Source organism: Kribbella shirazensis, from assembly GCF_011761605.1.
Lineage (GTDB): Bacteria > Actinomycetota > Actinomycetes > Propionibacteriales > Kribbellaceae > Kribbella > Kribbella shirazensis.
Genome location: NZ_JAASRO010000001.1, coordinates 591,894 through 617,674 on the forward strand (window position 1 = coordinate 591,894; position 25,781 = coordinate 617,674).

Below are 25,781 nucleotides of genomic sequence, written 5' to 3' on the forward strand. Positions count from 1 at the left end.
CGCCGCAGGGCAACAGGGAATCGTCGGACTGGGTGAAGTCAGCGGGAGCAGCCGGCGCAGACGCCGACGAGGGCCACCTGCTCGGGGGCCAGGTGGAAGCCGAGGTCGCGGGCGACCTTCTTGCGGGCGGATTCGAGGATGTCGCCGGGGGCGTCGTACACGGTGCCGCACTCGGAGCAGCGCAGGTGCAGGTGCCGTGGCGCCAGGTCCCCGGCCAGGTGGTACGTCGTACCCGCCCGGCCCAGATGCACATGCGTGACGAGGCCGAACTCGCCCAGCGCGTCGAGGGCGCGGTAGACGGTCGCGCGATGGATGCCCGGGCGGAGCTGCTCGGCGCGCTCGCCGATCTGCTCCGCGCTCAGGTGCTCCTCCGTGCTCGCCAGCACCTCCACGACCGCGAGGCGGGCCGGGGTCACCCGCTCACCCCGCTCCCGCAACCGCTGCGCGCTGACCTCGACCGCACTCGTCATGGGATCCTCAGGACTTCTTGGCCGCCGTCTTCTTCGCGGTCGTCTTCTTGGCTGTGGTCTTCTTGGCCGTGGTCTTCTTGGCGGCGGTCTTCTTGGTCGCCGTCTTCTTCGCAGCGGTCTTCTTGGCGGCGGTCTTCTTCGCCGTCCGCTTCACCGGACCGCGGGCGCGCTTCTCCGCCAGCAGCTCGGCCGCGCGGAGCAGCGAGATCGTCTCCACCGAGTCGTCCTTGCGGAGCGTCGCGTTCGTCTCGCCGTCGGTGACGTACGGACCGAAGCGGCCCTCCTTCACCACCACCGGCTTCTTGGACTCCGGGTCCTCGCCCAGCTCCTTCAACGGCGGCGCGGCGGCCCGCCGGCCCCGCTGCTTCGGCTCGGCGTAGATCGCCAGCGCCTCCTCGAGCGTGATGTCGAACATCTGCTCCTCGGACGACAGCGACCGCGAGTCCGTGCCCTTCTTCAGGTACGGCCCGTAGCGCCCGTTCTGCGCGGTGATCTCGTCACCGGACTCCGGGTCCTTCCCGACCACGCGCGGCAGCGACAGCAGCTTCATCGCGTCGTCGAGCCCGATCGACTCCAGCGTCATCGACTTCAGCAGCGACCCGGTCCGCGGCTTCGCGCTCTTCGGCGCGTCCTCCGGCAGTACTTCGGTCACGTACGGCCCGAACCGCCCCGCCTTCGCGACCACGCGCAGCCCGGTGTCCGGCGCCGTCCCCAGCTCGTGCTCGACACCCGACGGCTGGGCCAGCAACTCCTGCGCCTTGTCGACGGTCAGCTCGTCCGGCGGCAGGTCCTCCGGCACGTTCGCGCGCCGCTCGTCCTTGTCCTCGACGTACGGCCCGTAGCGCCCGACGCGCACGACGATGCCGCTGTCGTCCCCGCCGACCGGGAACGTCGACATCTCCCGGGCGTCGATGTCGCCCAGGTCGGTCACCATCGACTTCAGGCCCTCGAGGTCGTCGTCGCCGAAGTAGAACCGGGACAGCACGCCCTCGCGCTGCAGGTCACCGGCCGCGACCTCGTCGAGCACGTCCTCCATCGTCGCGGTGAACGCGTAGTCCACCAGCCGGGTGAAGTGCTCCTCGAGCAGCCGGACCACGGCGAACGCCAGCCAAGCCGGAACCAGCGCCTGGCCCTTCTTGTAGATGTACTTGCGGGCCTGGATCGTGCCGATGATCGACGCGTACGTCGACGGGCGCCCGATCTCCCGCTCTTCCAGCTCCCGGATCAGCGTCGCTTCCGTGTACCGCGCCGGCGGCTTCGTCTCGTGCCCCGAGGCGAGCACCTCGATCGCGGGCAGGACGTCGCCCTCCTCGACGTTCGGCAGCCGGGTCTCCTGGTCGTCGGTGCCCGCGGACGGGTCGTCCGCGCCCTCGACGTACGCCTTGAGGAACCCGTGGAACGTGATCACCCGGCCCGACGAGGTGAACTCGCACTGCTCGCCGGTGGACGCGGTCGCGTCGATCTTGATCGAGACGCTGCGGCCCTCGGCGTCCTTCATCTGGGACGCGATCGTCCGCATCCAGATCAGCTCGTACAGCCGGAACTCGGCACCGCTCAGACCGGTCTGCGCCGGCGTCTGGAAGACCTCACCGGCCGGCCGGATCGCCTCGTGCGCCTCCTGGGCGTTCTTCACCTTGGAGGTGTAGACGCGCGGCTTGTCCGGCAGGTACGACGCGCCGTACAGCTCCCGGACCTGCGCCCGGGCCGCAGTGATCGCGGTGTCCGACAGCGTGACGCTGTCGGTACGCATATAGGTGATGTTGCCGTTCTCGTACAGCCGCTGGGCGACCTGCATGGTCTGCGAGGCGGACATGCCGAGCTTGCGGCCGGCCTCCTGCTGCAGCGTGGTGGTCCGGAACGGCGCGTACGGCTTGCGGGTGTACGGCTTGGACTCGATCGACCGGACGGTGAACTGCGAGTCGCGCAGCGCGGCGGCCAGCGCGGTCGCGGTCTCCTCGTTCAGGTGGACCGTGTTGGCGCCCTTGAGCTCACCGGTCGAACTGAAGTCGCGGCCCTGCGCCACCCGCTTGCTGTCCACCGAGACCAGGCGGGAGGGGAACTGCCGCGGCGTCCGGCTCTCACCGGCGTCCAGCGTGGCGTCGAGATCCCAGTACGACGCGCTGCGGAACGCGATCCGCTCGCGCTCGCGGTCGACCACCATCCGGATCGCGACCGACTGCACCCGGCCCGCCGACAGCTTCGGCATGACCTTCTTCCACAGCACCGGGGAGACCTCGTACCCGTACAGCCGGTCGAGGATCCGGCGCGCCTCCTGGGCGTCCACCAGGGCCTCGTCGATGTCCCGGGCGTTGCCGACCGCGTCCTGGATCGCCTTCGGGGTGATCTCGTGGAACACCATCCGGCGGACCGGGACCTTCGGCTTCAGCTCCTCGAGCAGGTGCCAGGCGATCGCCTCGCCCTCGCGGTCCTCATCGGTCGCGAGGAAGAGCTCGTCGGCGCCCTTGAGCAGGTCCTTGAGCTTGCGGATCTGCGCCTTCTTGTCGGCGGGCACGACGTACAGCGGGTCGAAGTGGTCCTCGACGTTGACGCCGAGCCGGGCCCATGGCAGGCCCTTGTACTTCGCCGGGATCTCGTCCGCCCCGCTCGGGAGGTCGCGGATGTGGCCGAAGCTGGACTCCACCACGTACCCGGACCCGAGGAAGCCGGCGATCATCCGCGCTTTCTTCGGCGACTCGACGATCACCAGACGGGTCCCTGCCGCTGTCTTCGTCCCTGCTGCCCCTGCCACTGCGCTCCTTACTCTCGTCCTGCCGACAACGTCTCTGTATCGACGTCTGTTCCCCCGAGCACACACCGACCCTGCCCGAGGACAGGGTACGGCCGACGGCAACGCATTTCTTCAACGCACGGTAACCGGTGAAGCCCCCTGTATGCCTCTCAGGGTTCCAGAAAGTGGCAAACGCCCCATTGTCACGGCGCGTCGCCACTCCGCCACAGGGTGCCCCGGGCGACCGCTTAGAGAGTACGCCGTCTCAGCGGGCGAAACGCACTTCCGGGAATTTCGCGGACTCTCCGCGGAGCAGTACGGAGGGCCGGCGGCGCAGCGTCAGGTCGAAGAACGCGGCGAGATACTCGCGCTGGGCCAGCACGCTGCGCGCCGGTTTCGCGCTGCCGACGAGGGCCGTCACGACCGAGGTGACGATCGGGTCGTCGCCGTAGATGTCGTGGAACAGCTGGGAGAAGACGAACTGGTAGTCGGTGAACGCCTTCTGCTTGGTGTGCGCGAGCGCCAGGTTGAGCTTCGCGCCGCGCTGCGCCTGCCAGAACGCGGCCCACGACTTGTCGTAGTACTCCTTGGCCGGATCGGTCCGCTGTGTCTCGTCAGACCCGAACAGCAGGAACGGCCGGCCCAGCCCCCGCTCCGCGACCTCGCCGAGCGGTCCGTCCGCCCGGTCGTCCTGGAGGGTGCCGTCCAGGTCGGCGCCGGCCAGGATCCGGCGGTCCTCGAGCATCGCGTTGGCGGTCGCGTACCCGCCGAGCGCGAACCCGAACATGCCGACCTTGCGCAGGTCCAGCCCGCCCGCGAGCCCGTCCGGGAGGTCCTTGCCCTCGGCATCGACATTCTCGCCGCGGGCGAGCCGCTCCAGCTGGTCCAGGACGAACCGCGCGTCCGCGGTCCGGGTCTCGACGGCCTTGCGCATGCCGTCCGGCCCGGGCGGCTCCGCGAGCGGCGCGCCGGGCAGAAACCGCCCGCGCGGGTACTCCACCGGGGTCTCGTGCGGGTGGTCCATCGTCACCACGACGTACCCGCGGCTCGCGAGGTCCTCCACCTGCGCCGTGTTCACGAACCGGCTGTACTGGTATCCGGGTGAGAACAGTACGACGGGATGCTGCAGCCGCTGCATCGGTACGCCGACCCGCGAGTGCGTCACGGTGTTGCCGAAGTCGAACGATCCGCTCGGCAACGCCAGGCCGTCCTCACCCGTCCAGGCGGCGTCCACCTCGGTCGCGGTCCGCGCGGGCATGTACTTCGCGAAGGGCGCGGTACCGGACAGGGACGCCGGGTACCAGAGGCTGATCATCAGCTCGCGCTGCCCGCTCGGCATGCTCGGATCGGGCCGCGAGCGGTCGATCAGGTGGAGCGCCGTCGTCCCGAGCGCCTTCCGTCCCGTCGGCTCCGGCAGCCGGAACCGCACCGGATGAAAGTCCGGCTCCCCCGTCACACCGAACCCGTCCGGACCCCCACCGAGTTCCCCGGGAGCGGCTCCGGTCCGGCCCTGCCCGAAGCCGAGCCCGTCCCGGCCAGTGCCGGCAGACGGGTCGAACGGCGATGCCTTCGCCTGACCCGGCAGGGCTGCGGCCCCGATCGCCAGACCGGCCGTCAGGCCGGCCACCAGGGCGTGCCGCCTGGTGAGGTGACTGGGGAGGTGACTGGGGAGGTGACTGGGGAGGTGACTGGTGAGGTGACTGGTGGGGCTGATGGGACTGCTGGGACGCGAGTTCGCCATGCGACTCATCGTCATCGCGGAGTTTCACTCCGTGATAGCGACACTGTCTCAACTTCGTGAAGCTGACCTGATGACAACCGGTCCCGCGTGAGTTTCACTGTGCACATCATTGTTCATTGATGCGTGAAGTGAGGCACTCGTGAGCATCTTTGTCCGCATGAAACGTTCAGTAGTCGCCCTGGCCTTATTCGCCGGTGCACTCGTGTACTCCGCCGCTCCGGCGCAGGCCGCCGGCACCACGCTCGGTGACGTCACCGCGTTCTCCGCCGACGGGTCGACGTACACCCTCAGCGCCGGGGAGGCGAAGGTCCGCGTCGTGTTCCTGAAGGACGACGTGTTCCGCCTCTGGATGGCGCCCGACGGCACCTTCACCGATCCGGCCAGTACCGGCGAGGGCTCGACCATCGTCACCAAGACCGACTACGGGACGCCGCGGACGACCTGGAAGGACCGCGGCTCGTACTACTCGCTCTCGACGGGCAAGATCGAGGTCCGCGCGCAGAAGCAGCCGCTGAAGTTCTCGCTCCACCGCTCGAACGGACAGCTGGTCTGGTCCGAGGCCGCCCCGCTCTCGTGGACCGACACCTCCACCACCCAGACACTCGGCCGCGGCGCGAACGAGCAGTTCTTCGGCGGTGGCATGCAGAACGGCCGCTTCTCGCACCGCGACCAGACGATCAAGGTCACCCGCGACTTCAACTGGGAGGACGGCGGCAACCCGAACGCCTCGCCGTACTACATGAGCACTGCGGGGTACGGCGTACTTCGCAACACGTTCACCCCGGGCAGCTACAGCTTCACGAGCCCCGTGGGTACCACGCACGACGAGAAGCGGTTCGACGCGTACTACTTCGTCGGCGACCTCAAGACCTCGCTGGACCACTACACAGAGCTCACCGGCCGGCCGTTCATGCCGCCGATCTACGGACTCGAGTACGGCGACTCGGACTGCTACAACCGCGGCCACTACGCGACCGACCCGGATCCCAGCAACGACTGGAAGGTCCATCCGGACAAGGTCACGACGCTGGACGCGGTCAAGGTCGCACAGCGTTTCAAGGACGAGGACATGCCGGGCGGCTGGATGCTCGTCAACGACGACTACGGCTGCGGGTACTCCGCCAACACCGAATCGGAGCAGGTCGACGGCACCTGGTGGGGCAAGCGGGACATCCCCGCTCTGAAGGAGGCCGGCGACGAGCTGCGTGCCCGGAACATCCAGATGGGCCTGTGGACGCAGTCCTCGCTGGATCGGCAGCCCGCCGAGGTCGGTGAGGCCGGCGTACGGGTGCGGAAGCTGGACGTGGCCTGGGTCGGCCCGGGGTACCGGCACGCGCTGACCGCCTGCGACACGGCGCACGACGGGATCGAGCAGTACAGCAACGCCCGCGGGCTGGCGTGGATGGTCGAGGGCTGGGCCGGCGCGCAGCGGTGTGCGGTGCAGTGGACGGGTGACCACAGCGGTTCGCTCGACGCGATCAGGTGGCAGATCCCCGCGATCACCGGGTCCGGCAACTCCGGCATCGCCTACAGCGCGGGCGATGTGGACGGCATCTTCGGCGGATCGCCGACGTCGTACGTCCGCGACATGCAGTGGAAGGTGTTCAACCCCGCCTTCATGACCATGTCGGGCTGGTCCACGCCGGCGTACAAGCAGCCCTGGGCGTACGGCGACCCGTACACCTCGATCAACCGGAAGTACCTCAAGCTCCGCGAGCGGCTGCTGCCGTACTTCTACACGTACGCCGCCGAGGCGCACCGCACCGGCGCACCGCTGAACCGGTCGCTCGTGCTGGAGTACCCGGACGACCCGAAGACGTGGGACGACACCACGAAGTACGAGTTCCTGGCCGGCAAGGAGTTCCTGGTCGCGCCGATGTACGGCGCGGACGAGGTGAAGAACGGGATCTACCTGCCCGCCGGCCGGTGGATCGACTACTGGACCGGCCGGGTGTACCAGGGCCCGACGACCGTGAACGGGTACCACGCACCGCTCGACACGCTGCCGCTGTTCGTGAAGGCGGGTGCCGTGGTGCCGATGTGGAAGGCGGGCATCAACACCGCCGCGGAGCAGGGCTTCGGCGACCGGTTGACCGTCGACGTGTATCCGTCGGGCAAGTCGTCGTTCTCGCTGTACGAGGACGATCGGGTGACACGGGCGAAGGAGTCCGCCACGCAGACGTTCGCGGTCGACGCTCCGACCCAGGGCCGCGGCGACGTCACCGTCAACATCGGCCCGCTGAGCGGCTCGTACGCCGGAAAGCCCGCCTCGCGTCCGTACGAGCTCACCGTCCACACGGGCAGCGCGCCGCACGCGGTCACGGTCGACGGTCGGCCGGTGCAGTGGACCTATGAGGATGGTGTGGTTCGGGTTCAGACGGCGTCGATCTCGACGTCTCGCAGCGCGGTCGTCCTGCTCTCCGGAACGTCGGCGGTCGGCGGGCCGGACGTCACGAACACGCTCGGGGCTGCCGAACTCAGCACGCCGGCGCTGTGGAACGCTCCGGGGCAGGCGACCGAGGTGACCGCGTCGTTCCGCAACGGCACCGGTACCACGGTGCGCGATGTCCGGCTGAACGTCGCTGTGCCCGCAGGGTGGAGCGTGGCGGGTCCGAGCACCTTCGCCTCGGTCGAACCGGGTCGGACCGTCACCACGAAGCTGCAGGTGACCCCTGGCGCCGACGTGAAGCCTGCGTCGTTCACGCTCACGCTCACGGCGAGCTACGTTGCCCAGGGCAATCGGTATGCCAGCACGGCGGCGGGGACGGCACAGTTGCCGTACGCCTCGTTGTCACAGGCCGCGAACGTGGTCGGGATCAGCGACGCGTCGACGTACAAGCAAGGGAACTTCGACGGATCCGGCAACAGCTTCTACGGTGAGGGGCTCGCGGCGGCCGGATACACGCCTGGTGCGACGGTGTCGGTGCAGGGTGCGGACTTCACCTGGCCGACCGGGGCGCCCGGTACGCCGAACCTCGTGAAGAACCAGCCGGCACCGATCCTGGTGTCGGGGACCGGGTCGCATCTCGCGCTGCTCGGTGCGGGCGCGAGCCTGAACGCACGCGGGACGGTGACGATCATCTACACGGACGGGTCGACGTCACAGGGCACGTTCCAGTTGCCGAACTGGTGCTGTCAGGACCCGACCACGGGCGGCGCCAAGCTCGCGGTGTCGGTCAAGGGGCGGTACACGGCCGCCGGGTTGAGCAACACGACGACCGACTACCGGGTGTTCTACACCGCCGTACCGCTGGATCCCGGGAAGACGGTGAAGGCGATCAAGCTGCCCGGCGGCGGGCTCGGGTTCTTCGCCGCCACGGTCGCCGACAAGCCGTTGCCTCCGGCACCCACCGGGGAGAAATGGGTCAGCGACCTGGAGTTCCTGGACTCCACCAACGGCTGGGGCCCGGTCGAACGCGACCGCAGCAACGGCGAGGACGCGGCCGGCGACGGCGGCCCGATCACGCTCGACGGTGTCCAGTACACGAAGGGACTCGGCGCGCACGCACCGTCGTCGGTCTCGGTGCGGCTGGGCGGCAACTGCACGACGTTCACCAGCAAGCTCGGCATCGACGACGAGGTGGACGACCGCGGCAAGGTCACCTTCAAGGTCCTCACCGACGGCACCGCGAAGTACACGTCGGACCAACTGACCGGCACGTCACCTACCGCCACGACCACTGTCGACGTCACCGGAGCCCAAACCCTCACCCTCCAGGTGACTGACGGAGGCGACGGTGTAACCAGCGACCACGCCGACTGGGCCGAGGCCAAACTCACCTGCAAGCCGTAACCGAACAGCAGGGCGCGCTCCGCACGGGAGCGCGCCCTGCTTCGTTCAGAACTTGCTGCGCGAAGTCGGGGTCGCCCCGAAGGCCGCGCTGGACTTCAGATCCCTGGCGAACTCGCCGACCTTGTCCTCGGACAAGAAGCCGCCCCCCTCCGAGCCGATGACGACACCACCGTTCTCGAGCCGCAGCACGTGTTTCTCCAAGCCGTCCGGCAAGACCTGCGCCCGCCCCTCGGAGAGGTAGGTCAGGTACCCGACCTTCGGACCCGGCGTCCCCCGAGGCTGGACCTGGGCCATGGCCTCCATGAGCGACCTCGACGTCACGGCGGCCCAGTCGGGATCCCACACCGAGACCAACTGGCGCAAGATCGGGTCCGCGAGCGCGTCCTCCTCGGCGTCCCGCCACTTCACCAGGAACGTATTGTGCAATCTCGGGGAATCGGAATGTCCCCCGACAGTCATCGAGATCCTGACCTTGCCGACTCGTGCACCATGCGCTTCGTACACCTGATTGATCCCGAGCTGCGGGGCGTCGGTGTTCTCGCGGAAAGCGTCAGAGATCACCTGCAGAGCGTTCACCGGCTCAGCAAGCAACTTCCCCGGCAGATGGTGAGACGACCACGGAAGCGACTCCCCGACCACCTCATCCAGCGCTGCCAGGAACGCCACCAGTTTGTCCGCGACCCGATCCGCCGACTCCTGCCTCGGCCCCCAGAATCCCCGCGCTATCAGCTGGTCGTCCACACTCACTCCCTCGTCCTCCCGCCCAAGTCTGCCATCGGCGAGGTCCCCCGGAACGCGCCAATGGGAGAATGCGCCCATGCAAGAACTGACGGGGAGTGCGGTGGCAGGGCTGCGTGCGGCGTTCGCCGATGCGGGGTACACCGTGGACGGGGTCGCGGAGCGGCTCGGTGTGCAGGCGAATGCTGCCCTGGCACGGAACGAGACGGCTCCGGCGTTCCGTCGTACGGCGTCCGGGGATGCGCTCGACACGATGATCCGGCTGTTCCTGCTGCAGCGGCCTGTGCCGGAAACCGTTGTACGAAACGTTTTCCCGGGCGTGGATCTTGTTGCTCTGGGCATCGTCACGGCCGGGGCGGACGAGGTGCGTGCTGTGCTCGACATCCGGCCGTTTGCGGAGGACGGGCGGGAGTGGTGGGTGGTTGCGGATCTGACGCCGGGGCTGGACGGGCGGCGGGAGGTGATGCGGCCGGATTATGTGTTGGGGATTGCTCCGGCCAGCTTGAGCCTGGTGCAGCTCACGGTGCCGATCAAGGTTGAGCGGGCGCTCGACATCGGGACGGGGTGCGGCATCCAGTCGCTGCATCTGTCGGGCCGGGCCGATCAGCTGACGGCTACCGACGTCAATCCGCGTGCGCTGCAGCTGGCTCGGTGGACGGCTGCGCTCAACGGTGTCGAGCTCGACCTTCGGGACGGGAGCCTCTACGAACCCGTTCGGGGCGAGCGGTTCGATCTGATCGTCAGCAACCCGCCGTACGTGATCTCCCCGCCGGGCGGAGACCTCACCTACCGCGAGACCGGGTTCACCGGTGACGCCGTGGTCGAGCAGCTCGTCCGCCAGGCGCCGGACCACCTGACCGACGGCGGCTGGTGCCAGCTGCTCGCCAACTGGACCTGTGTTCGCGGCGAGGACTGGCAGGAGCGGATCGCCGGCTGGACCGCGGACCGGTCCGCCTGGGCCGTGCAGCGCGAGCAGCTCGACACCTCGGAGTACGTCGAACTCTGGCTGCGCGACGCCGGCCTCCACGGCACAGCGCAGTACACCAGCAGGTACGACGAGTGGATGCGCTACCTCGACGATCACAGCGTCGAAGCGATCGGCATGGGCTGGATCACCCTGCACAACGTCGAGGGAACGCTCGACGCCGAGCCCTGGCCGTACGAGATCGAGCGCCCGATCGGCCCGCACGTCCTGCACCGGTTCGAGCGCAAGGAGGGCCTGCCGACCGACCTCACCGGCCTGCATCTCAGACTGGCCGAGGATGTCATCCAGGAGACGACCGGCCAACCCGGCGCGGAGGACCCCGCGACCATCGTGCTCCGCCGCCAACGCGGGATGCGCCGGGCCGAGCAGGTCGACACCGTTCTGGCCGGCTTCGTCGGCGCCTGCGACGGCGATCTGAGCACCGGCCAGATCCTCGCTGCGCTCGCCGACCTGATGGACCGCCCGGTCGTCGACGTGCTGACCGAGTACCTGCCGCAGGTCAGAAACCTTGTCGTAGAAGGCTTCCTGGACTACTGAGCCGTACGCCGGCGGCGCTTCTCGGCGTACATCCGCCGATCCGCCTCGGTCAGCAACTCGGCGACCGGCGTACCGTCCGTGCTGCTCGCCTGCCCGACGCTCAGCCGCAGCATCGCGAACCACGGCTCCTCGGCCCGCTCCGCCTCCCGGTCCGCCGCCAGCTTGATCCGCTCGACCAGCTCCGGCGCACCGCGCTCGTCCGGGTTGTCCAGTACGACGACGAACTCGTCCCCACCCGCCCGGGCCACGACGTCCTCCGCCCGGCACTGCTCGGTCAGCAACAACCCGACGCGCCGCAGTACCTCGTCGCCGCTCGCGTGCCCGTAGCTGTCGTTGATCACCTTCAGGTTGTCCACGTCGATCGCGACGACCGCGATCGAACGGCCCGCGTCGCGCGCGACCGACATCCGCTCGTCCAGCGCCCGCCGGTTGCCCACGCCGGTCAGCGGGTCCTCGCGGGCGGCCCGCCATTCGGCGTCGTGCCGGATCGAGAGCTCGTGGTTCGCGAGGGCGGTCCGTACGGCGTACAGACCGCGCAGCCGCTCCGCCCACCAGGCCCGGCTGATCGCCTCCGAGTACTGCAGCCCGGTCACCGCGCCGACGTCACCGGTCGCTGCGAGGACCTGGACCTGCGTGTGCCGGACCAGCGCCTCCACCGGCGGGTCCGACGTCAGCGGCAGATCGCCGGCCGCGCGGTGGGCGGCCTCCAGCGCGTCGCCGCTGCGACCGACAGTCAGGTAGGCCTTGGCCAGGTACGTACCTGCGATCGCGGCCAGCTCGAGATCGCCCAGCTTCGCCAGCTGGTCGCGGCAGTCCTTGAGGATCACCGCCGCCTCGGCCGCGTCCGCGTCGTCGTTGCTCGCCGCGAGCCACAACCGCCCGGCCATCGGCCAGTACCCGAGCAGATCGGCCGCGACGATCACCTCGACCGCCTCGCCTGCCCAGCGGTGCGCGGCCCGTCGGCGTTCCTTGATCTCCGCGTCGTACGACGGGTCGCCGAGCCGCTCGAGGTCGTGCGCCCAGCGCAGGTTCGACTCGGCCAGGTTGAGCCGGGTGATCGCCGGCGACTCGGGCAGGCCGAGCGGGTCGTGATCGCCCTCGGCGGCGAGCTCGAAGTGCGGGATGCACAGCTCGTACAGGCGGAGCAGGTCGTAGGCGTAGCCGAGCCCGGTGTGCGCCCAGCCGGCCAGGTCGAGATCCCGCGTGCGCGAGAGCGCGTTCTCCGCCGCGACCAGGTCCGCGACCGAGTCACCGCCCTCGCCGGTGCGGATCAGCGTGACGATCCGGAGCGCGATCGCGTTCGCCTCCCAGCCCGGCTCGTCGATCGCGCGAGCGGCCCGGATGCAGCCGTCGACGGCGTCCAGCGCCTCGACCGAGTCTGTCGCGTGATGCGCCGCCACGGCCCGCACGTACTCCGCGGCGGCCCGCTCGCGGCTGGGCTCCGGGTCCAGCTCGGCGAGCACCTGGTTGACCTCGCGCATCGCCTCGGCCGCACTGCCCGACTGGGCCCGCGTCATCGCCTCCGCGATCCGAGCCGTCACACCCGACCTCTCCCGCACCACACCTCCCCCGTCCTCATCTCGAGAGGGCATCGGGGTTTCCGGATGTCCTCTTACGACGCTTGTCCTGGTACAGGCGGCGGTCCGCTTGCGGGACCAGTTGCTCCACTCCGAGTCCTTCGGCCGTCGCGGCGTACCCGAGGCTCAGTCCGAGCCGACGCAGCCACGGCTTGTCCGTCGTCACCGCGATCGCCTCGACGGCGACCCGGATCCGCTCGGCCAGCTGGGCACCGCCGTTGGCGTCGGGCTGGTCGAGCACCACGAAGAACTCGTCGCCACCCGATCGAATCACGGCATCGGTGGCCCGCGCCTGTTCTACCAGCAGATTTGCAGCAACCTGCAGCAATTCGTCGCCGCAGGCGTGCCCGAAGGTGTCGTTGACGAGCTTCAGATCGTCGACGTCGATCGCGAGCAGCGTCACCGCGCGGCCGGAGTCCCGCGCGGCGGTCAGCCGCTCGTCCAGCGCGCGCCGGTTCCCCACGCCGGTCAGCGGATCCTGCCGCGCCGCGTGCCACTCGGCGTCATGCCGGGCCGGCAGGTCGTGCACGGTCAGCGCATGCCGTACGGCGTTCAGCGCGCGCTGCCGCTCCTTCCACCAGCCTCGGGCGACCGCACGCGCGTAGGCCAGTCCGGCCACGGATCCCGGCGTACCGTCGAGTGCGTCGATCTCCGAACGGGTCTGCAGCACCAACATATGGGTCGATGGGTCGGCCAACGGAATCAGATCGTCCGCGGCGCGGTCCGCGGCAGCCTTGGCCTCGTCGGACTTGCCCTGCGTCCGCAGGGCCCTGGCCAGGTAGGCGCCGGCGATCGCGAGCCGCTCGGTCTCGCCGACCTTGCTGATCTGGTCGCGGATCTCGGTCAGCTCGGCGACAGCCTTGGCCGGATCCTCGGCGGTGGCCGCGGCGGCGGTCCACAGCCGGGCGGTGAGCTTCCAGAACTCCTGGCTCTCGTCGTCGACCACGACCCGGTCGGCCTCACGGGCCCAGTACGCCGCCGACGCCAGGCGGTCCTCGATCTCCTGTGTATACAAGGGGTCTCCGAGACGCTCGAGCTCGTGGGCCCAGCGCAGGTACGTCTCGGCGAGGTTCAGCCGGTCGATCGCCGGCGACTCGGTCAGCTCGAACGCGTCGGCGTCCAGCCGCGTGGCGATCTCGTAATGGGGAATGCACAGTTCGAAAAGCCGCAGGACGTCGTACGCGTAGCCGAGGCCGGTGTGCGCCCAGGCGATCAGCCCCGGGTCCTTGGTCCGGCTCAGTGCCGACTCGGCGGCGACGAGGTCGTTGACGGTGTCGCCGCCGCGGCCGCTGCGGGCGAGGTTGATGATGCGGATCGGCAGGGCGTTCGCTTCCCAGCCCGGCTCGTCGATGGCGCGGGCGATCTCGAGACAGGCGTCGACCGCCCGCAGTGCCTCGTCGGCGTCACTGGCGTGGTGCGCGGTCACACCCCGGACGTACTCCACGGCCGCCGCCGTGTAGCTGGGCACGCCGCCGAGCTCGGTCCGGATCGCCTCGATCTCGGCGGCCGCACCCGCATGCCCGCCGGACTGGGCCGCGGTCATCGCGGCGGCGATCCGGGCAGTCAGCGCGTCGTCCGCCGCCATCGCCCCAGTACCCATACCCGCCGACGGCCCTTCCCCTGATCCTCACCCGCACCTCGGGCCGGACCGCCCATTGTGACCACCCAGCCCGCGTCCTGTCACGACCCGAACCAGCCAACGACCACCTAGTGCCACCCTGATCACACTCGGCGTACCGGTTTTCGGATCGTTGGCCTTGCCGCCGGGGGTCAGCTGCTCCGGCGAGGATCAGCCGGCGGCTTGTTCGGCGGGAAGGGCGTTCAGGCGGACTGGGAGGGTGTCGACGCCGTACACGAGGGAGAAGTCGCGGAAGCGGAGCTGTTCCTCGGGGACGGCGAGGGCCAGGTCCGGGAAGCGGTTGGCGAGGGCGGTGAACGCGGCGCGGAGTTCCATCCGGGCGAGTTCGGCGCCGACGCAGCGGTGCATCCCGTGGCCGAAGGCGAGGTGGGCCGCGGAGACGGTACGGCGGGGATAGAAGTCCTCGGCGTCCGCGCCGAAGACCGCCTTGTCGCGATCCGCGCCGGACAGCGACACCGCGACCAGATCGCCCTTCTTCACCTGCTGCCCGAACAGGTCGTGGTCGTGCCGCGCGAACCGCGGGAACGCGACCTGTACGACGGTCAGGTACCGCAGGAGCTCCTCCACGATGCCGTCGACGGCATCGGGCTCGTTCCGGATCCGCTCGAAGTTCTCCGGGTCGCGCAGCAGCACCAGCGTCCCGAGCGCGAGCATGCTGGCGGACGTCTCGTACCCGCCCAGGAACACGCCGTCGGCGAGCCCACCGAGCTCGACGTCGTCGATCGCGTCGCCCTGGGTGCGGATGATCGACCCGATCAGCCCCTCGCCGGGATTCGCGCGCTGCTTGCGGACGATCTCGAACAGGAACTCACGCGACTCGCTGGCCGACCCGAACAGCCCGATCCCCCCACCGGACATGTCGAACCGCGCCGGCCCGAGCGCCCGGAAACGGTCGCGGTCCTGCTCCTCGACCCCGAGCAGGTCCGCGATCAGCAGGAACGGCACGTTGAACGCGAAGTCCGCCACGATGTCCGCGACCGGCCCCTTCGCCTCCATCAGGTCCAGCTGGTCGTTGACGATCTTCTCGATCGCCGGCTCGAGCCGCGCGAGCTTCCGCTTGGTGAACTCGGGCGTCAGCAGCTTGCGCAGCCGCGTGTGGTCCGGCGGATCGGTGAACCCGAGACCGCCGATCCCCTCCGACGGCTTGTTCGGGTCGGAGCCCACCAGCGGCCGGATGTCGTGGCTGTAGTCCTCCTCGTTGGACAGCACGTACTTGGCCTCGGCATGCCCGCTCACGACCCAGATGTTCAGCCCGAACAGATGCGCCAGCTTGTGCACCGGCTCGGTCTCCCGCACCGCGCCCAGGTCCGGCACCGGGTCCACGCCGTCGCGGCGCAACGGCATCGAGACCGAGCTCGGGAACATCCGCATCTTCGACAGATCGAGACCACCCTTGCGGGTGGTCCTGTTGAGGATCCGGCTGCCGACCCAACGCTTCAGGTATGTCGCAACCATGACTTCTCCGCGCCCTCTCTCGACTGCGCCCCGACGGCTCTCGTCTCTCAAAAGCTAACGTCGCCGGGGACCAGATCTGATGGTGTTGGCACTACTCCGGTAGTGGCGTTGGCACCACCATGGGAGGGGGCCATGGTCTGCCTGCAGAGACCCTGCCACGGACCGCGCCCCTGCTGCCACCTGAAACCACCTGTACTCCGCCCTGGAACGCGACGTGCCGTTCCTCGGGGAGGAATCAGGGAAAGTCAAGACGAAAGTCGGATACCCCCTACCCCACCCGGTCGTTGCCCCCCAACGAGCCGCGACTTCAGAGCCAGTATGGCGTGACGATCCGGAACACGTCCGCGAGCCGTGCCTTGAGCTGCTCGCGGTGCGGGATGGCGGTGAGGCCCTTCGCCGGCCCGACCCGCAGACCGTGGTCCGCCAGCACGTACAGCGCCCGCAACGTCCGGACGGTGTTGGTGACCTCCGGCGTGATCCCTTCGGCCGGCGGATCGGCCAGCGCGCGGAGCGCCGGGTCGAGCCACACGACGGCGTCGGTTTCGGTCAGGTCGTCGCGGGTCAGCGTCGCCGCGAGCGCGTACCCGAGCCGGTCGTCCTCCATGTCCCGCAGCACCCACGGCGTCGGCGTCAGCAACCGCCCGATCCCGAGCCGGAGCATCTGCACCGGCTCCACCGCCGGGTGCAGCCCGAGCGCGCGGAGCAGGTCCGCACCGTGCGCCACCGCGTGCAGCCAGCCGAGCTTCTCGTCGTACCCGCGGAGGTCTTCCTCGGCGACGTACCACCGCTCGAACGGCGGCACCCAGGCCGGCTCGAAGACGCCGGCGGTCACGATCGCGTCGAGCATCAACGGGACGAACGTCCGCGCCTGGATCTCCGGGTCGCCGAACCGCGGAACCAGCTCGTCACCGAGCGCCCGCAGCTCGTCCGGCGGCAGCACGCCCCGCGCGATCCAGGTCGCCAGCGTCGAGTACGCCTGCCGATCCCGTACGACGGGATCCGGCGACCGCAGCATCCCCACCAGCTCGGCCACCAGCTCCCGCACCGGCCGCCCTTCAGGGACCGCGAACCCGGCGTCGCGCACCTGCGCCCAATCCGTCATGCGCGGCACCGTAGACGGCCCGGCGGAGCACCCGCTACCCCGTGACCGGTAGGAGAAACGGCCCGTGGTTCATCCGGAGACCGGATGTACCACGGGCCGTCGCGGCCAGGACCCCTCAGCCCGGCCGGGCCCCTGCCCCGGTCAGGGCCCCTCAACTCCGACCGGGGTGGTCCAGCGAGGAACGCCGTCAGGCGTCCCGCTTGCTCGCCGACACCAGAGCGATCGTCATCAACACGGCCGCCCAGCCGGCGAAGTACAGCAGCGCCCCCCACGGCCCGAAGGCGAAGTTGGTACCTGCCGCTTCGGCGCCGGCCAGACCGGCGTCCTGGCCCTGGTTCAGGAACGAGTTGCCGTTCACGAACGGAGCCCACTTGTTCAGGTCGTCACCGGCCTTCGGGATCAGGAGAACCAGGTTCTCGACCAGGAGCGGCCAGAGGATCAGGATCGCGATCGCCCCGGCGCTCTGCCGGATCAGGATGCCGACCGCCACCGCGAACACAGCGGAGATCGCGAAGATCAGGCCCTGCCCGGCCAGCAGCCGCCACTCGGCGCCGCTGTCGATCGCCAGGTCGGCGTTGCTCGCGAACAGGCTGCCGATGCCCCAGGCACCGAACGAAGCGATCAGGCCGACGACGCCGGCCAGGAACGCGACGACCGCGGTCTTGCCGAGCAGCAGCGCGGCCCGCTGCGGCACGGCCTGGAAGCTGGTCCGGATGGTGCTGAACCGGTACTCCGTGGTGACGGCCAGCGCGGCCATCACCATCATCACCATCTGGCTGAGCTGCGCACCCGGCTGGGTGATGAAGATCGTCGCCCGCTGCTCGTCGGCACCCTTCAGGAAGGCGGTCGTCAGCGCCGCGAACCCGACCGTCAGCACGGCCGCGATGATCATGCACCACCACGGTGAGCGGGTGGAGAAGAGCTTGATCCGCTCGACTGTGATCACCGACATGTCAGTTGTCCTCCTTCGGACCCGCGGCCACCTCGACGGCGTCAGGCGCGTCGAGCTGGGTCACGGCAGCGATCTCCTCGTGCGCGTGGTACTCGACCGAGTCACCGGTCATCTGCATGAACGCCTGCTCCAGCGAACCGCGCTGCAGCGTCAGCTCGTGCAGCACGATGCCGTGCGCGGCCGCCGCCTCGCCGATCTGGTCGGTGGTGAGGTCGCCCTCGACGAACAGCACCTTGCCCTGATTCTCGACGTCCTCGATCCGGGTCGTCAGCTGCTGCGCGTTCAGCACGCCGGCCAGCTGGTCGAGCTGCGGCGTCCGCACCTTCACCGTCGTACCGCTGGCGCGGTCGACGAACTCCTGGGTGCTGCTCTGCGCGATCAGCTTGCCGCGGCCGATGACGACCAGTTCCTCGGCGGTGAGCGCCATCTCGGACAGCAGGTGGCTGGAGACCAGCACGGTCCGGCCCTCGCTCGCCAGCCGGTGCATGAAGGTCCGGATCCAGACGATGCCCTCCGGGTCGAGACCGTTCACCGGCTCGTCGAACAGCAGCACCTCCGGGTCGCCGAGCAGTGCGCCGGCGATCCCGAGCCGCTGCGACATGCCCAGCGAGAAGGCCCCGGCCCGCTTGTTGGCGACCGAGGTCAGGCCGACCATCTCCAGCGCCTTGTCGACCGATGACTTCGGCAACTTGTTGGACGCGGCCATCCAGGCCAGGTGCGACCGGGCCGAGCGGTTCGGGTGCACCCACTTGGCGTCCAGCAGCGCGCCGACCTTGGTCAGCGGCCGGTGCAGGTCCCGGTAGCGCTGGCCGTCGATGGTGACCTCGCCGGACGTCGGGGTGTCGAGTCCGAGGATCATCCGCATGGTGGTGGACTTGCCGGCCCCGTTCGGGCCGAGGAAGCCGGTCACCTTGCCCGGTTTCACCTCGAAAGACAGGTTGTCAACGGCAACTGTCGCGCCGTATCGCTTGGTGAGGCCCTTTGCCTCGATCATCGCCGTACTCCTCGTTAGGTGGCGTGAAGACGTTCCCCAGTCGGGCGGATGTGTCGTGATGAGATCAGTATCGTGGCCGACACGGCGCCAGGCATCGGACCCCGGGCGGATCCGGTGTGTCCACCCGTGGGTTGATTCTGCCGCCCGTCCGGAGCCGCCTGCTATCGGTTGATTCCCTGACCACGCCCCCGACGATCCCCTACCTCACGGCCGGGCACATCAGCCGAAAGTCGACGTACGGCGCTACTTCCGGACATCCCGCCCGGCTTTTATCGCGAAAACAGCCGATGTCAGTCCAGCGGTACGCCGTACAGCACCAGGTTCTGGCTGTAGCGCTGTTTCAAGCGATCGTACGAACCGGTGCAGGTCACCAGCGCCAGACGGGGCTTCGCCGCACCGCGGAACAGGTCTGCGGGCAGGGCGTCCTGCTGGTACGTCCGGCGCGCCACGATGCGATACCAGTGGTCGTCGCCGTCCCCGTCGGTCACCGCAACCCGCGCACCGACCGGGACCTGCGACAGCGCCGCGAACACCCCACGCCCGCGAGCGGTGTCCACGTGGCCGGCGAGCAGTACGGTGCCACCGGCCGAGCCCGGCGCCGCGCCCGCCGCCCACCAGCCGACGTCGGCCGTCGACCTCGGCACCTGGAGCTCGCCGTCGCGGGCCGTCGCGACCGGTGTCACGGTCGCCTCCAGGAAGCCGGGCATTGCCAGCTTCACCGGCGGAACGGCGGCTTCGGAGTCCGCGATCGCACCCGCCTGCGGAACCTCACCGGTGTTGCCAGGCGGCTTTCCGAAGACCATGGCGAGCGCGAGAGCCACCGCGGCGACTCCGAGCAAACGACGCCGTACCGGGACTTTCTTGCCCACGAGAAGAAGCAGTACGCCGATTCCGAACAGCACCAAGGCCGCGCGCGTACGGGCCTGCTCTGCCGCCGCGACCTGCCCACCGTCACCTGTGGGCACCGTCGGGGTGCCGGTCTCGGCCCGGCACGGACCAGCTACCATCCGCAGATCCATCTGGACCACTGGCCGGGCCGCGTTGGCGACCGACTCGACAGCCGGCGAGGCCGCCTTCGGCAGCGGACCGTCGATCAGCGTCAGGTACTGCTGGTGCAGCTGCCGTTGCAGGGCGAGCCAGGCGGGGTCGTACCCGGAGGTCCCGGCCTTGGAGGCGACGGCGTTCAGCTGCTGGCGCTGCGCCGTCGACGGCTCCGTCGCGAGCTTGATGCCGAAGCGCCGGGCGACCTCGAGCTCCTGCGCGGCGAGCTTGCGATGGTCACGCTCGATCCGGGCGGCGGCGCGGCGCACGCAGGCGGTCCGCCCCTGGGTCTTCGCCGCCTGGGCGGCCCCGATGGTCGTCAGGTTGAGCTGGTGCGCGGCATTGAGGTAGTCGGCGTCGGGTTGACGCGGCGCGGCGTACGCCGGCTGCATCGCGCCCAGGACGGCCGCCACGACGAGCAGCAGGAACGTCGCGATCCGGGCAGCGGGCGCCCGCCGGGGCTCTCGTGGAGACACCGCCACCTCCCTGCGCTCGGACGCGGCCGTACCGACGACAGTAAAGGTGGTGTCCGGCCGGGGTCCAGCCGTCGGGCGAGTCGGCCGGGAGACGCAGAACGGCCCGCCGGAGATCCGGCGGGCCGTTCCACGGGTTGCCTGCGTCAGGCGGCTGCCTTCGCCTCCGCCGGGGTGTCGGCGATGACCGACTCACGGCGCTTGGAGACCCAGACCGCCGCGACCAGGATCGCCACGGCGACGAGCGCGATGATGATCCGCAGAGCGGTGTTCGGGTTGTCGCCGATCGCCGACATGCCGACGACGGCCGGCGCGATCAGCACGGAGACCAGGTTCATCACCTTGATCAGCGGGTTGATGGCCGGGCCGGCGGTGTCCTTGAACGGGTCACCGACGGTGTCACCGATGACGGTGGCCTCGTGCGCGGGCGAACCCTTACCGCCGTGGTTGCCGTCCTCGACCAGCTTCTTCGCGTTGTCCCAGGCGCCACCGGAGTTGGCCAGGAACACCGCCATCAGCGTGCCGGAGCCGATCGCACCGGCCAGGTAGCCGGCCAGCGCCGGGGCGCCGAGACCGAAGCCGACCGCGATCGGCGCGGTGATCGCGAGCAGACCCGGGGTGGCCAGCTCCCGCAGCGAGTCGCGGGTGCAGATGTCGACGACCTTGCCGTACTCCGGCTTGCCCGTGCCGTCCATGATCCCGGGGATGTCGCGGAACTGGCGCCGGACCTCGTAGACGACCGCACCGGCGGCGCGGCCGACGGCGTTGATGGCCAGGCCCGAGAACATGAACACGACCGCGGCGCCGATGATCAGGCCGACCAGCGTGCCCGGGTTGAACACCAGGGAGTCCGCCTCGAACTTGGCGTAGTTCTCCGCCAGCGAGGAGCGGATCGCGTCGGTGTAGGAACCGAACAGCGCAGTCGCGGCCAGTACGGCGGTCGCGATCGCGATGCCCTTGGTGATCGCCTTGGTGGTGTTGCCGACGGCGTCCAGCTCGGTGAGGATCTGGGCCGCCTCGCCGTCCACGTCACCGGACATCTCGGCGATGCCCTGCGCGTTGTCGGAGACCGGGCCGAAGGTGTCCATCGCGACGATGACGCCGACGGTGGTCAGCAGACCGCAACCGGCGAGCGCGATCGCGAACAGCGCGACCACACCGGTGCCACCCACCAGGAAGGCGCCGTACACGGCCGCCGCGATCACCACGGCGGTGTAGACGGCCGACTCGAAGCCCACCGAGATGCCGGACAGGATCACGGTGGCGGCACCGGTCAGCGACGACTTGCCGACGTCCTTGACCGGCTTGTCCTCGGTGCCGGTGAAGTACCCGGTCAGAGCCAGGATGATGGCCGCCAGCACGATGCCGATGAGCACCGAGAAGGTCGCGATCAGCCGCGGGTCGCCGTCGTGCGCGGCGATCGCCTCGGTCGCGCCGGTGAGGTCCTTGAAGCTGCTCGGCAGGTAGACGAACGCCGCCACCGCCGACAGCACACCGGAGATCACCGCGGAGATGTAGAAGGCGCGGTTGATCGTGCGCAGACCGTTCTCGCCGGTCCGCGGCCGGGTCAGGAAGACGCCGATGACCGCGGTGACGGCGCCGATGGCCGGCACGATCAGCGGGAAGATCAGGCCCTGCTCGCCGAACGCGGCCTTGCCGAGGATCAGCGAGGCCACCAGCATCACGGCGTACGACTCGAACAGGTCGGCCGCCATACCGGCGCAGTCACCGACGTTGTCACCGACGTTGTCGGCGATCGTCGCGGCGTTGCGCGGGTCGTCCTCGGGAATGTTCTGCTCGACCTTGCCGACCAGGTCGGCGCCGACGTCGGCGGCCTTGGTGAAGATACCGCCGCCGACCCGCATGAACATCGCGAGCATCGCGGCGCCGAAGCCGAAGCCCTCGAGCACCGTCGGGGCGTCACCCTTGAACAGCAGCACGACGAGCGCGGCGCCGAACAGGCCGAAGCCGACGGTCGCCATGCCGACCGTGCCGCCGGTGCGGAACGCGACCCGCATCGCCGGGTTCCGGCCCTCGTCGCGGGCCGCGGCGGCGACCCGGACGTTGGCCCGCGTCGCGAGCCACATGCCCAGGTACCCGATCGCGGCGGAGAACCCCGCACCGATCAGGAAGAAGACCGACCGGAAGATCTTCAGCGTGGTCTCGTTGCCGCCGTCGGTGTGAGCGGGCAGCAGGAACAGCAACAGAAAGGCGACCACGGCGAAGATCGACAGCGTCCGGAACTGCCGGTTCAGGTACGCCGAGGCGCCTTCCTGGACCGCGGCGGCGATCGTCTTCATGTTCTCGGTGCCATCGTTCGCGGCAAGCACCTGGCCCCGGAAGACCATCGCGATGGCGACCGCGAGGATCGCGATCACCCCGACGACGATCACCAGTGTGGTGTTGCTCGACGAAAGATCCACCGCTTGTGGTGCAAGCAGCGCGGACATCCGTCCTCCTTGTAGGCAACCCATCCGGGCTTGACGGCCCCCGTCTGCCGCAACCGAAGGGTTGGGGAAATACGACACAGCGCCAGGGGACTGGCGCGGTGGGTTACTCTAACGGGTTCCCGACCAGACCTGACGACAGGGTGGTCTACGCCATACCGGGCCGCAACGGCAAGTCCGTCGCCGGAACCTGGGCGGGTCGGTCACCCAACGTAGTAGCGGGGCTACGTTTTCGCTTTCTGGCGACGCCTCAGATCGCCGAGGCCACGTCCGGGTGGATGTCGAACACCTTGGTCAGACCGGTGATCCGGAAGATCTTCAGCAGCCGTTCCTGCGTGCAGACCAGGGACAGGGATCCGTCGTGGGTGCGCACCCGTTTCAGTCCGCCGACGAGGACGCCGAGGCCGGTGGAGTCCAGGAACTCCACGCGTTCCAGGTCGACGACCAGGTCGAAGACCCCTTCGTCGACGAGCGCGGCGATCTTCTCGCGGAGCTTCGGTGCGGTGTAGACGTCGATCTCCCCCGCGACCTCGATGACGGTCCGCCCGCCCTCGGCGCGCGCGGTCAGCGACAGATCCACTTCGGCCTCCGATCCCGTGAACTGCTGCATTCAACCATGTACGGACCGTGAGTAGACCCGTTGCCGAAAACTCTTTCATCTCGGCAGGGGGAAGTCGATTCCCCTCCGGAAAAAGCCGTGTGCATCCGACCGTGCAGCCGCCTCGTGCAGCTCGGCGCTGCGTTGTCCATGGTGGAGACTAGGCTCGCGGCATGCGTGCAGGTGGTGAGGCGGAGGCTGCCCTGAAACGCCTGGCCGCCGGTCGCGACGAGCGGTTGACGCATGTCGAGTCCGTTCCGCCGCGGCCCGGGAAAACGTGTGATTGGCCACGCTGGGTGCCGTCCGAGGTCCTCGACCAACTGCGCGACGCCGGGATCACGGCCCCGTGGACCCACCAGGTCGCGACGGCCGAGGCGGCGTACGGCGGGAAGCATGTGGTGGTCGCGACCGGCACAGCCTCGGGCAAGTCGCTCGGGTACCTGTTGCCGGCCTTCGCCACGTTGAGCATCGCGCAGGCCGCCTCACCACACCGCCGTACCGCCTCGGTGCTGTACCTGTCGCCGACGAAGGCGCTGGCGCACGACCAGCTCCGGGCGGTCTCGGCGTACACCGTGCCGGGTCTGCGCGCGACAACGTTGGACGGCGACTCGGAGAGGACCGAGCGGGACTGGGCGCGCGACCACGCGACGTACGTGCTCAGCAATCCGGACATGCTGCACCGGTCAGTTCTGCCGAACCATCAGCGCTGGGCCCGCTTCCTCGGCTGTCTGCAGTACGTCGTGGTGGACGAGTGTCACCACTACCGCGGTGTGTTCGGTGCGCACGTGGCCGGCGTACTGCGTCGTCTGCGACGGGTGTGCGCGCAGTACGGGGCTCATCCGATCTTCGTCTGCGCCTCGGCGACCGTGGCAGAGCCGGCGCTGTCCGGTGAGCGTTTGACCGGGCTGCCGATGGAGGAGGTCACCGAGGACGGGTCACCGCGCGGTGGGATCGCCTTCGGCCTGTGGGAGCCGCCCCTCACCTCGCTGCGGGGTGAGAACGGCGCTCCGGTACGCCGGTCCGCCACGGCCGAGGTGGCGGACCTCCTGACCGACCTGGTCGTCACAGGTGTCCGCACCGTCGCCTTCGTCCGGTCACGGCGCGGGGCCGAGACAGTCGCACTGACCGCCCGGGAGAACCTGGCCGAGGTCGACCCGACGCTGATCGACCAGGTGTCGGCGTACCGCGCCGGCTATCTGCCGGAGGAGCGCCGGCGGCTCGAAGGCATGCTGCAGAGCGGTGAGCTCACCGGCGTCGCTGCGACGAACGCTCTCGAGCTGGGCATCGACATCGCCGGGCTGGACGCCGTACTGCTCTCCGGCTGGCCCGGCACGCGCGCATCGCTCTGGCAGCAGGCTGGACGTGCCGGCCGCGCCGGTGGGGACGCGCTGGCGTTGCTGATCGCCAGGGACGACCCGCTGGACACCTACCTGGTGCGGCATCCGGCTGCGATCTTCGGTCGTCCGGTCGAGGCGACTGTGTTCAACCCGGAGAACCCGTACGTGCTCGGACCGCAGCTGTGCGCGGCCGCGCAGGAGCTCCCGTTGACCACCGACGACTACGAGATCTTCGGCGGTACGACGGCCCAGGTGATCGCCCAGCTCGTCCGGCAGGGCGCGCTGCGCGAGCGGCCGCACGGCTGGTTCTGGACCCGCCGGGAGCGGGCCATCGACGCCATCGACATCCGGTCGGCCGGCGGGAAGACCGTGCAGATCGTGGAAGACCGGACCGGTCGCCTGCTCGGGACGGTCGACGGCGGCTCGGCCCACGCCTCGGTCCACGAGGGTGCGGTGTACGTCCACGCGGGCGAGTCGTACCTGGTGCGGTCGCTCGACCTCGAGGAGCACGCCGCGGTCGTCGAGCAGGCGTCGCCGGACTACACGACCTTCGCGCGGGACGTGACCGAGATCAGCATCCTCGCCACCGAGGAGACGTGCACCTGGGGTACGGCGGAGTTGTCGCGCGGCTGGGTCCAGGTGACGAGCCAGGTGATCTCGTACCAGCGCAAGCTGATCGCGACGGGCGACGTACTCGACGAGCAGCCGCTGGACCTGCCGGCGCGGACCCTCCGAACGAAGGCGGTCTGGTGGACGATGCCCGACACCGTTGTCGAGGGGCTCGGGCTCGCCGACGTGCCCGGAGCGGCCCACGCCGCCGAGCACGCGTCGATCGGGCTGCTCCCGCTCTTCGCCACCTGCGACCGCTGGGACATCGGCGGCGTCTCGACGGCCCGGCACGCGGACACCGGTCGCCTGACGGTCTTCGTGTACGACGGGCATCCCGGCGGCGCCGGCTTCGCCGAACACGGGTACGCCGCCGCCCGCGAGTGGTTGACCGCGACACGCGAGGCGATTGCACACTGTGAATGCACGGATGGATGCCCGTCGTGCGTACAGTCGCCCAAGTGTGGGAACCAGAACAACCCACTCGACAAGAGCGGCGCGGTGGCGCTGCTCTCCGCACTCCTGAGTAGTGAGGCCTGAAGGGCCGGCCCGTCGCCGGCAGAGAGGC

Annotated in this window: 16 protein-coding genes; 3 read left to right on the forward strand and 13 right to left on the reverse strand. The window is 69.6% G+C overall.

The annotated features are described in order from the left end of the window. Nucleotides 1-38: 38 nt before the first annotated feature. From BJY22_RS02840 to BJY22_RS02850, 3 genes are all read right to left on the reverse strand, one after another. On the reverse strand, nt 39-470 hold the full coding sequence (locus BJY22_RS02840) for a Fur family transcriptional regulator (RefSeq protein WP_167203612.1): 432 nt from the start codon (nt 468-470) through the stop codon (nt 39-41). Between the two features lie 7 nt (nt 471-477). Continuing rightward, the gene (gene topA / locus BJY22_RS02845) at nt 478-3,219 is read right to left on the reverse strand and encodes a type I DNA topoisomerase (protein ID WP_337758084.1); all 2,742 of its coding nucleotides are present in this window, start codon (nt 3,217-3,219) and stop codon (nt 478-480) included. A 244-nt stretch (nt 3,220-3,463) separates the two neighbouring features. Beyond that, nucleotides 3,464-4,939 carry an alpha/beta hydrolase gene (locus tag BJY22_RS02850; RefSeq protein WP_167203613.1) on the reverse strand — a complete coding sequence of 492 codons (1,476 nt, stop codon included), beginning with the start codon at nt 4,937-4,939 and terminating at the stop codon, nt 3,464-3,466. Nucleotides 4,940-5,096: 157 nt separating this feature from the next. On the opposite strand from BJY22_RS02850, the gene BJY22_RS02855 reads away from it, so the two are divergent. Then, nucleotides 5,097-8,732, forward strand: a complete 3,636-nt coding sequence (locus BJY22_RS02855) for an NPCBM/NEW2 domain-containing protein (protein WP_167203614.1) — start codon at nt 5,097-5,099, stop codon at nt 8,730-8,732. Nucleotides 8,733-8,777: 45 nt separating this feature from the next. On the opposite strand, the gene BJY22_RS02860 is transcribed toward BJY22_RS02855, so the two are convergent. Next, on the reverse strand, nt 8,778-9,473 hold the full coding sequence (locus BJY22_RS02860; protein ID WP_167203615.1) for an Imm52 family immunity protein: 696 nt from the start codon (nt 9,471-9,473) through the stop codon (nt 8,778-8,780). A gap of 76 nt (nt 9,474-9,549) precedes the next feature. Here BJY22_RS02860 and BJY22_RS02865 point away from each other — a divergent pair, with 76 nt between their 5' ends. Then, nucleotides 9,550-10,992 (forward strand): DUF7059 domain-containing protein, encoded by a 1,443-nt coding sequence (locus BJY22_RS02865; protein WP_167203616.1) that lies wholly within the window; start codon nt 9,550-9,552, stop codon nt 10,990-10,992. Here the strand turns inward: BJY22_RS02865 and BJY22_RS02870 are convergent. The 9 genes from BJY22_RS02870 to BJY22_RS02910 all read right to left on the reverse strand — a co-directional run bounded on the left by BJY22_RS02870 (nt 10,986) and on the right by BJY22_RS02910 (nt 23,282). Further along, entirely contained in the window at nt 10,986-12,533 is a 1,548-nt protein-coding gene (locus BJY22_RS02870) for a GGDEF domain-containing protein (RefSeq protein WP_337758087.1), read from the reverse strand. The two genes, BJY22_RS02865 and BJY22_RS02870, sit on opposite strands and share 7 nt — an antisense overlap. Nucleotides 12,534-12,567: 34 nt before the next feature. Beyond that, on the reverse strand, nt 12,568-14,169 hold the full coding sequence (locus BJY22_RS02875) for a GGDEF domain-containing protein (protein WP_238350276.1): 1,602 nt from the start codon (nt 14,167-14,169) through the stop codon (nt 12,568-12,570). Between the two features lie 189 nt (nt 14,170-14,358). After that, nucleotides 14,359-15,663 carry a cytochrome P450 gene (locus BJY22_RS02880; RefSeq protein WP_167203618.1) on the reverse strand — a complete coding sequence of 435 codons (1,305 nt, stop codon included), beginning with the start codon at nt 15,661-15,663 and terminating at the stop codon, nt 14,359-14,361. A gap of 307 nt (nt 15,664-15,970) precedes the next feature. Then, nucleotides 15,971-16,765, reverse strand: coding sequence for a DUF2785 domain-containing protein (locus BJY22_RS02885; protein WP_167203619.1), 795 nt, complete (start codon nt 16,763-16,765; stop codon nt 15,971-15,973). Between the two features lie 187 nt (nt 16,766-16,952). Beyond that, the gene (locus BJY22_RS02890; RefSeq protein ID WP_167203620.1) at nt 16,953-17,717 is read right to left on the reverse strand and encodes a hypothetical protein; all 765 of its coding nucleotides are present in this window, start codon (nt 17,715-17,717) and stop codon (nt 16,953-16,955) included. A 1-nt stretch (nt 17,718) separates the two neighbouring features. Beyond that, nucleotides 17,719-18,711 (reverse strand): ABC transporter ATP-binding protein, encoded by a 993-nt coding sequence (locus BJY22_RS02895; RefSeq protein WP_167203621.1) that lies wholly within the window; start codon nt 18,709-18,711, stop codon nt 17,719-17,721. Nucleotides 18,712-19,001: 290 nt separating this feature from the next. Continuing rightward, complete coding sequence (locus tag BJY22_RS02900) at nt 19,002-20,228, reverse strand: DUF4142 domain-containing protein (protein WP_167203622.1); 1,227 nt, start codon at nt 20,226-20,228, stop codon at nt 19,002-19,004. Between the two features lie 143 nt (nt 20,229-20,371). Beyond that, nucleotides 20,372-22,675 carry a sodium-translocating pyrophosphatase gene (locus BJY22_RS02905; RefSeq protein WP_167203623.1) on the reverse strand — a complete coding sequence of 768 codons (2,304 nt, stop codon included), beginning with the start codon at nt 22,673-22,675 and terminating at the stop codon, nt 20,372-20,374. Nucleotides 22,676-22,922: 247 nt separating this feature from the next. Next, entirely contained in the window at nt 22,923-23,282 is a 360-nt protein-coding gene (locus BJY22_RS02910; protein ID WP_202890970.1) for an STAS domain-containing protein, read from the reverse strand. A gap of 161 nt (nt 23,283-23,443) precedes the next feature. On the opposite strand from BJY22_RS02910, the gene BJY22_RS02915 reads away from it, so the two are divergent. Continuing rightward, nucleotides 23,444-25,753, forward strand: a complete 2,310-nt coding sequence (locus BJY22_RS02915) for a DEAD/DEAH box helicase (RefSeq protein WP_238350277.1) — start codon at nt 23,444-23,446, stop codon at nt 25,751-25,753. The last annotated feature ends 28 nt before the right edge of the window (nt 25,754-25,781 follow it).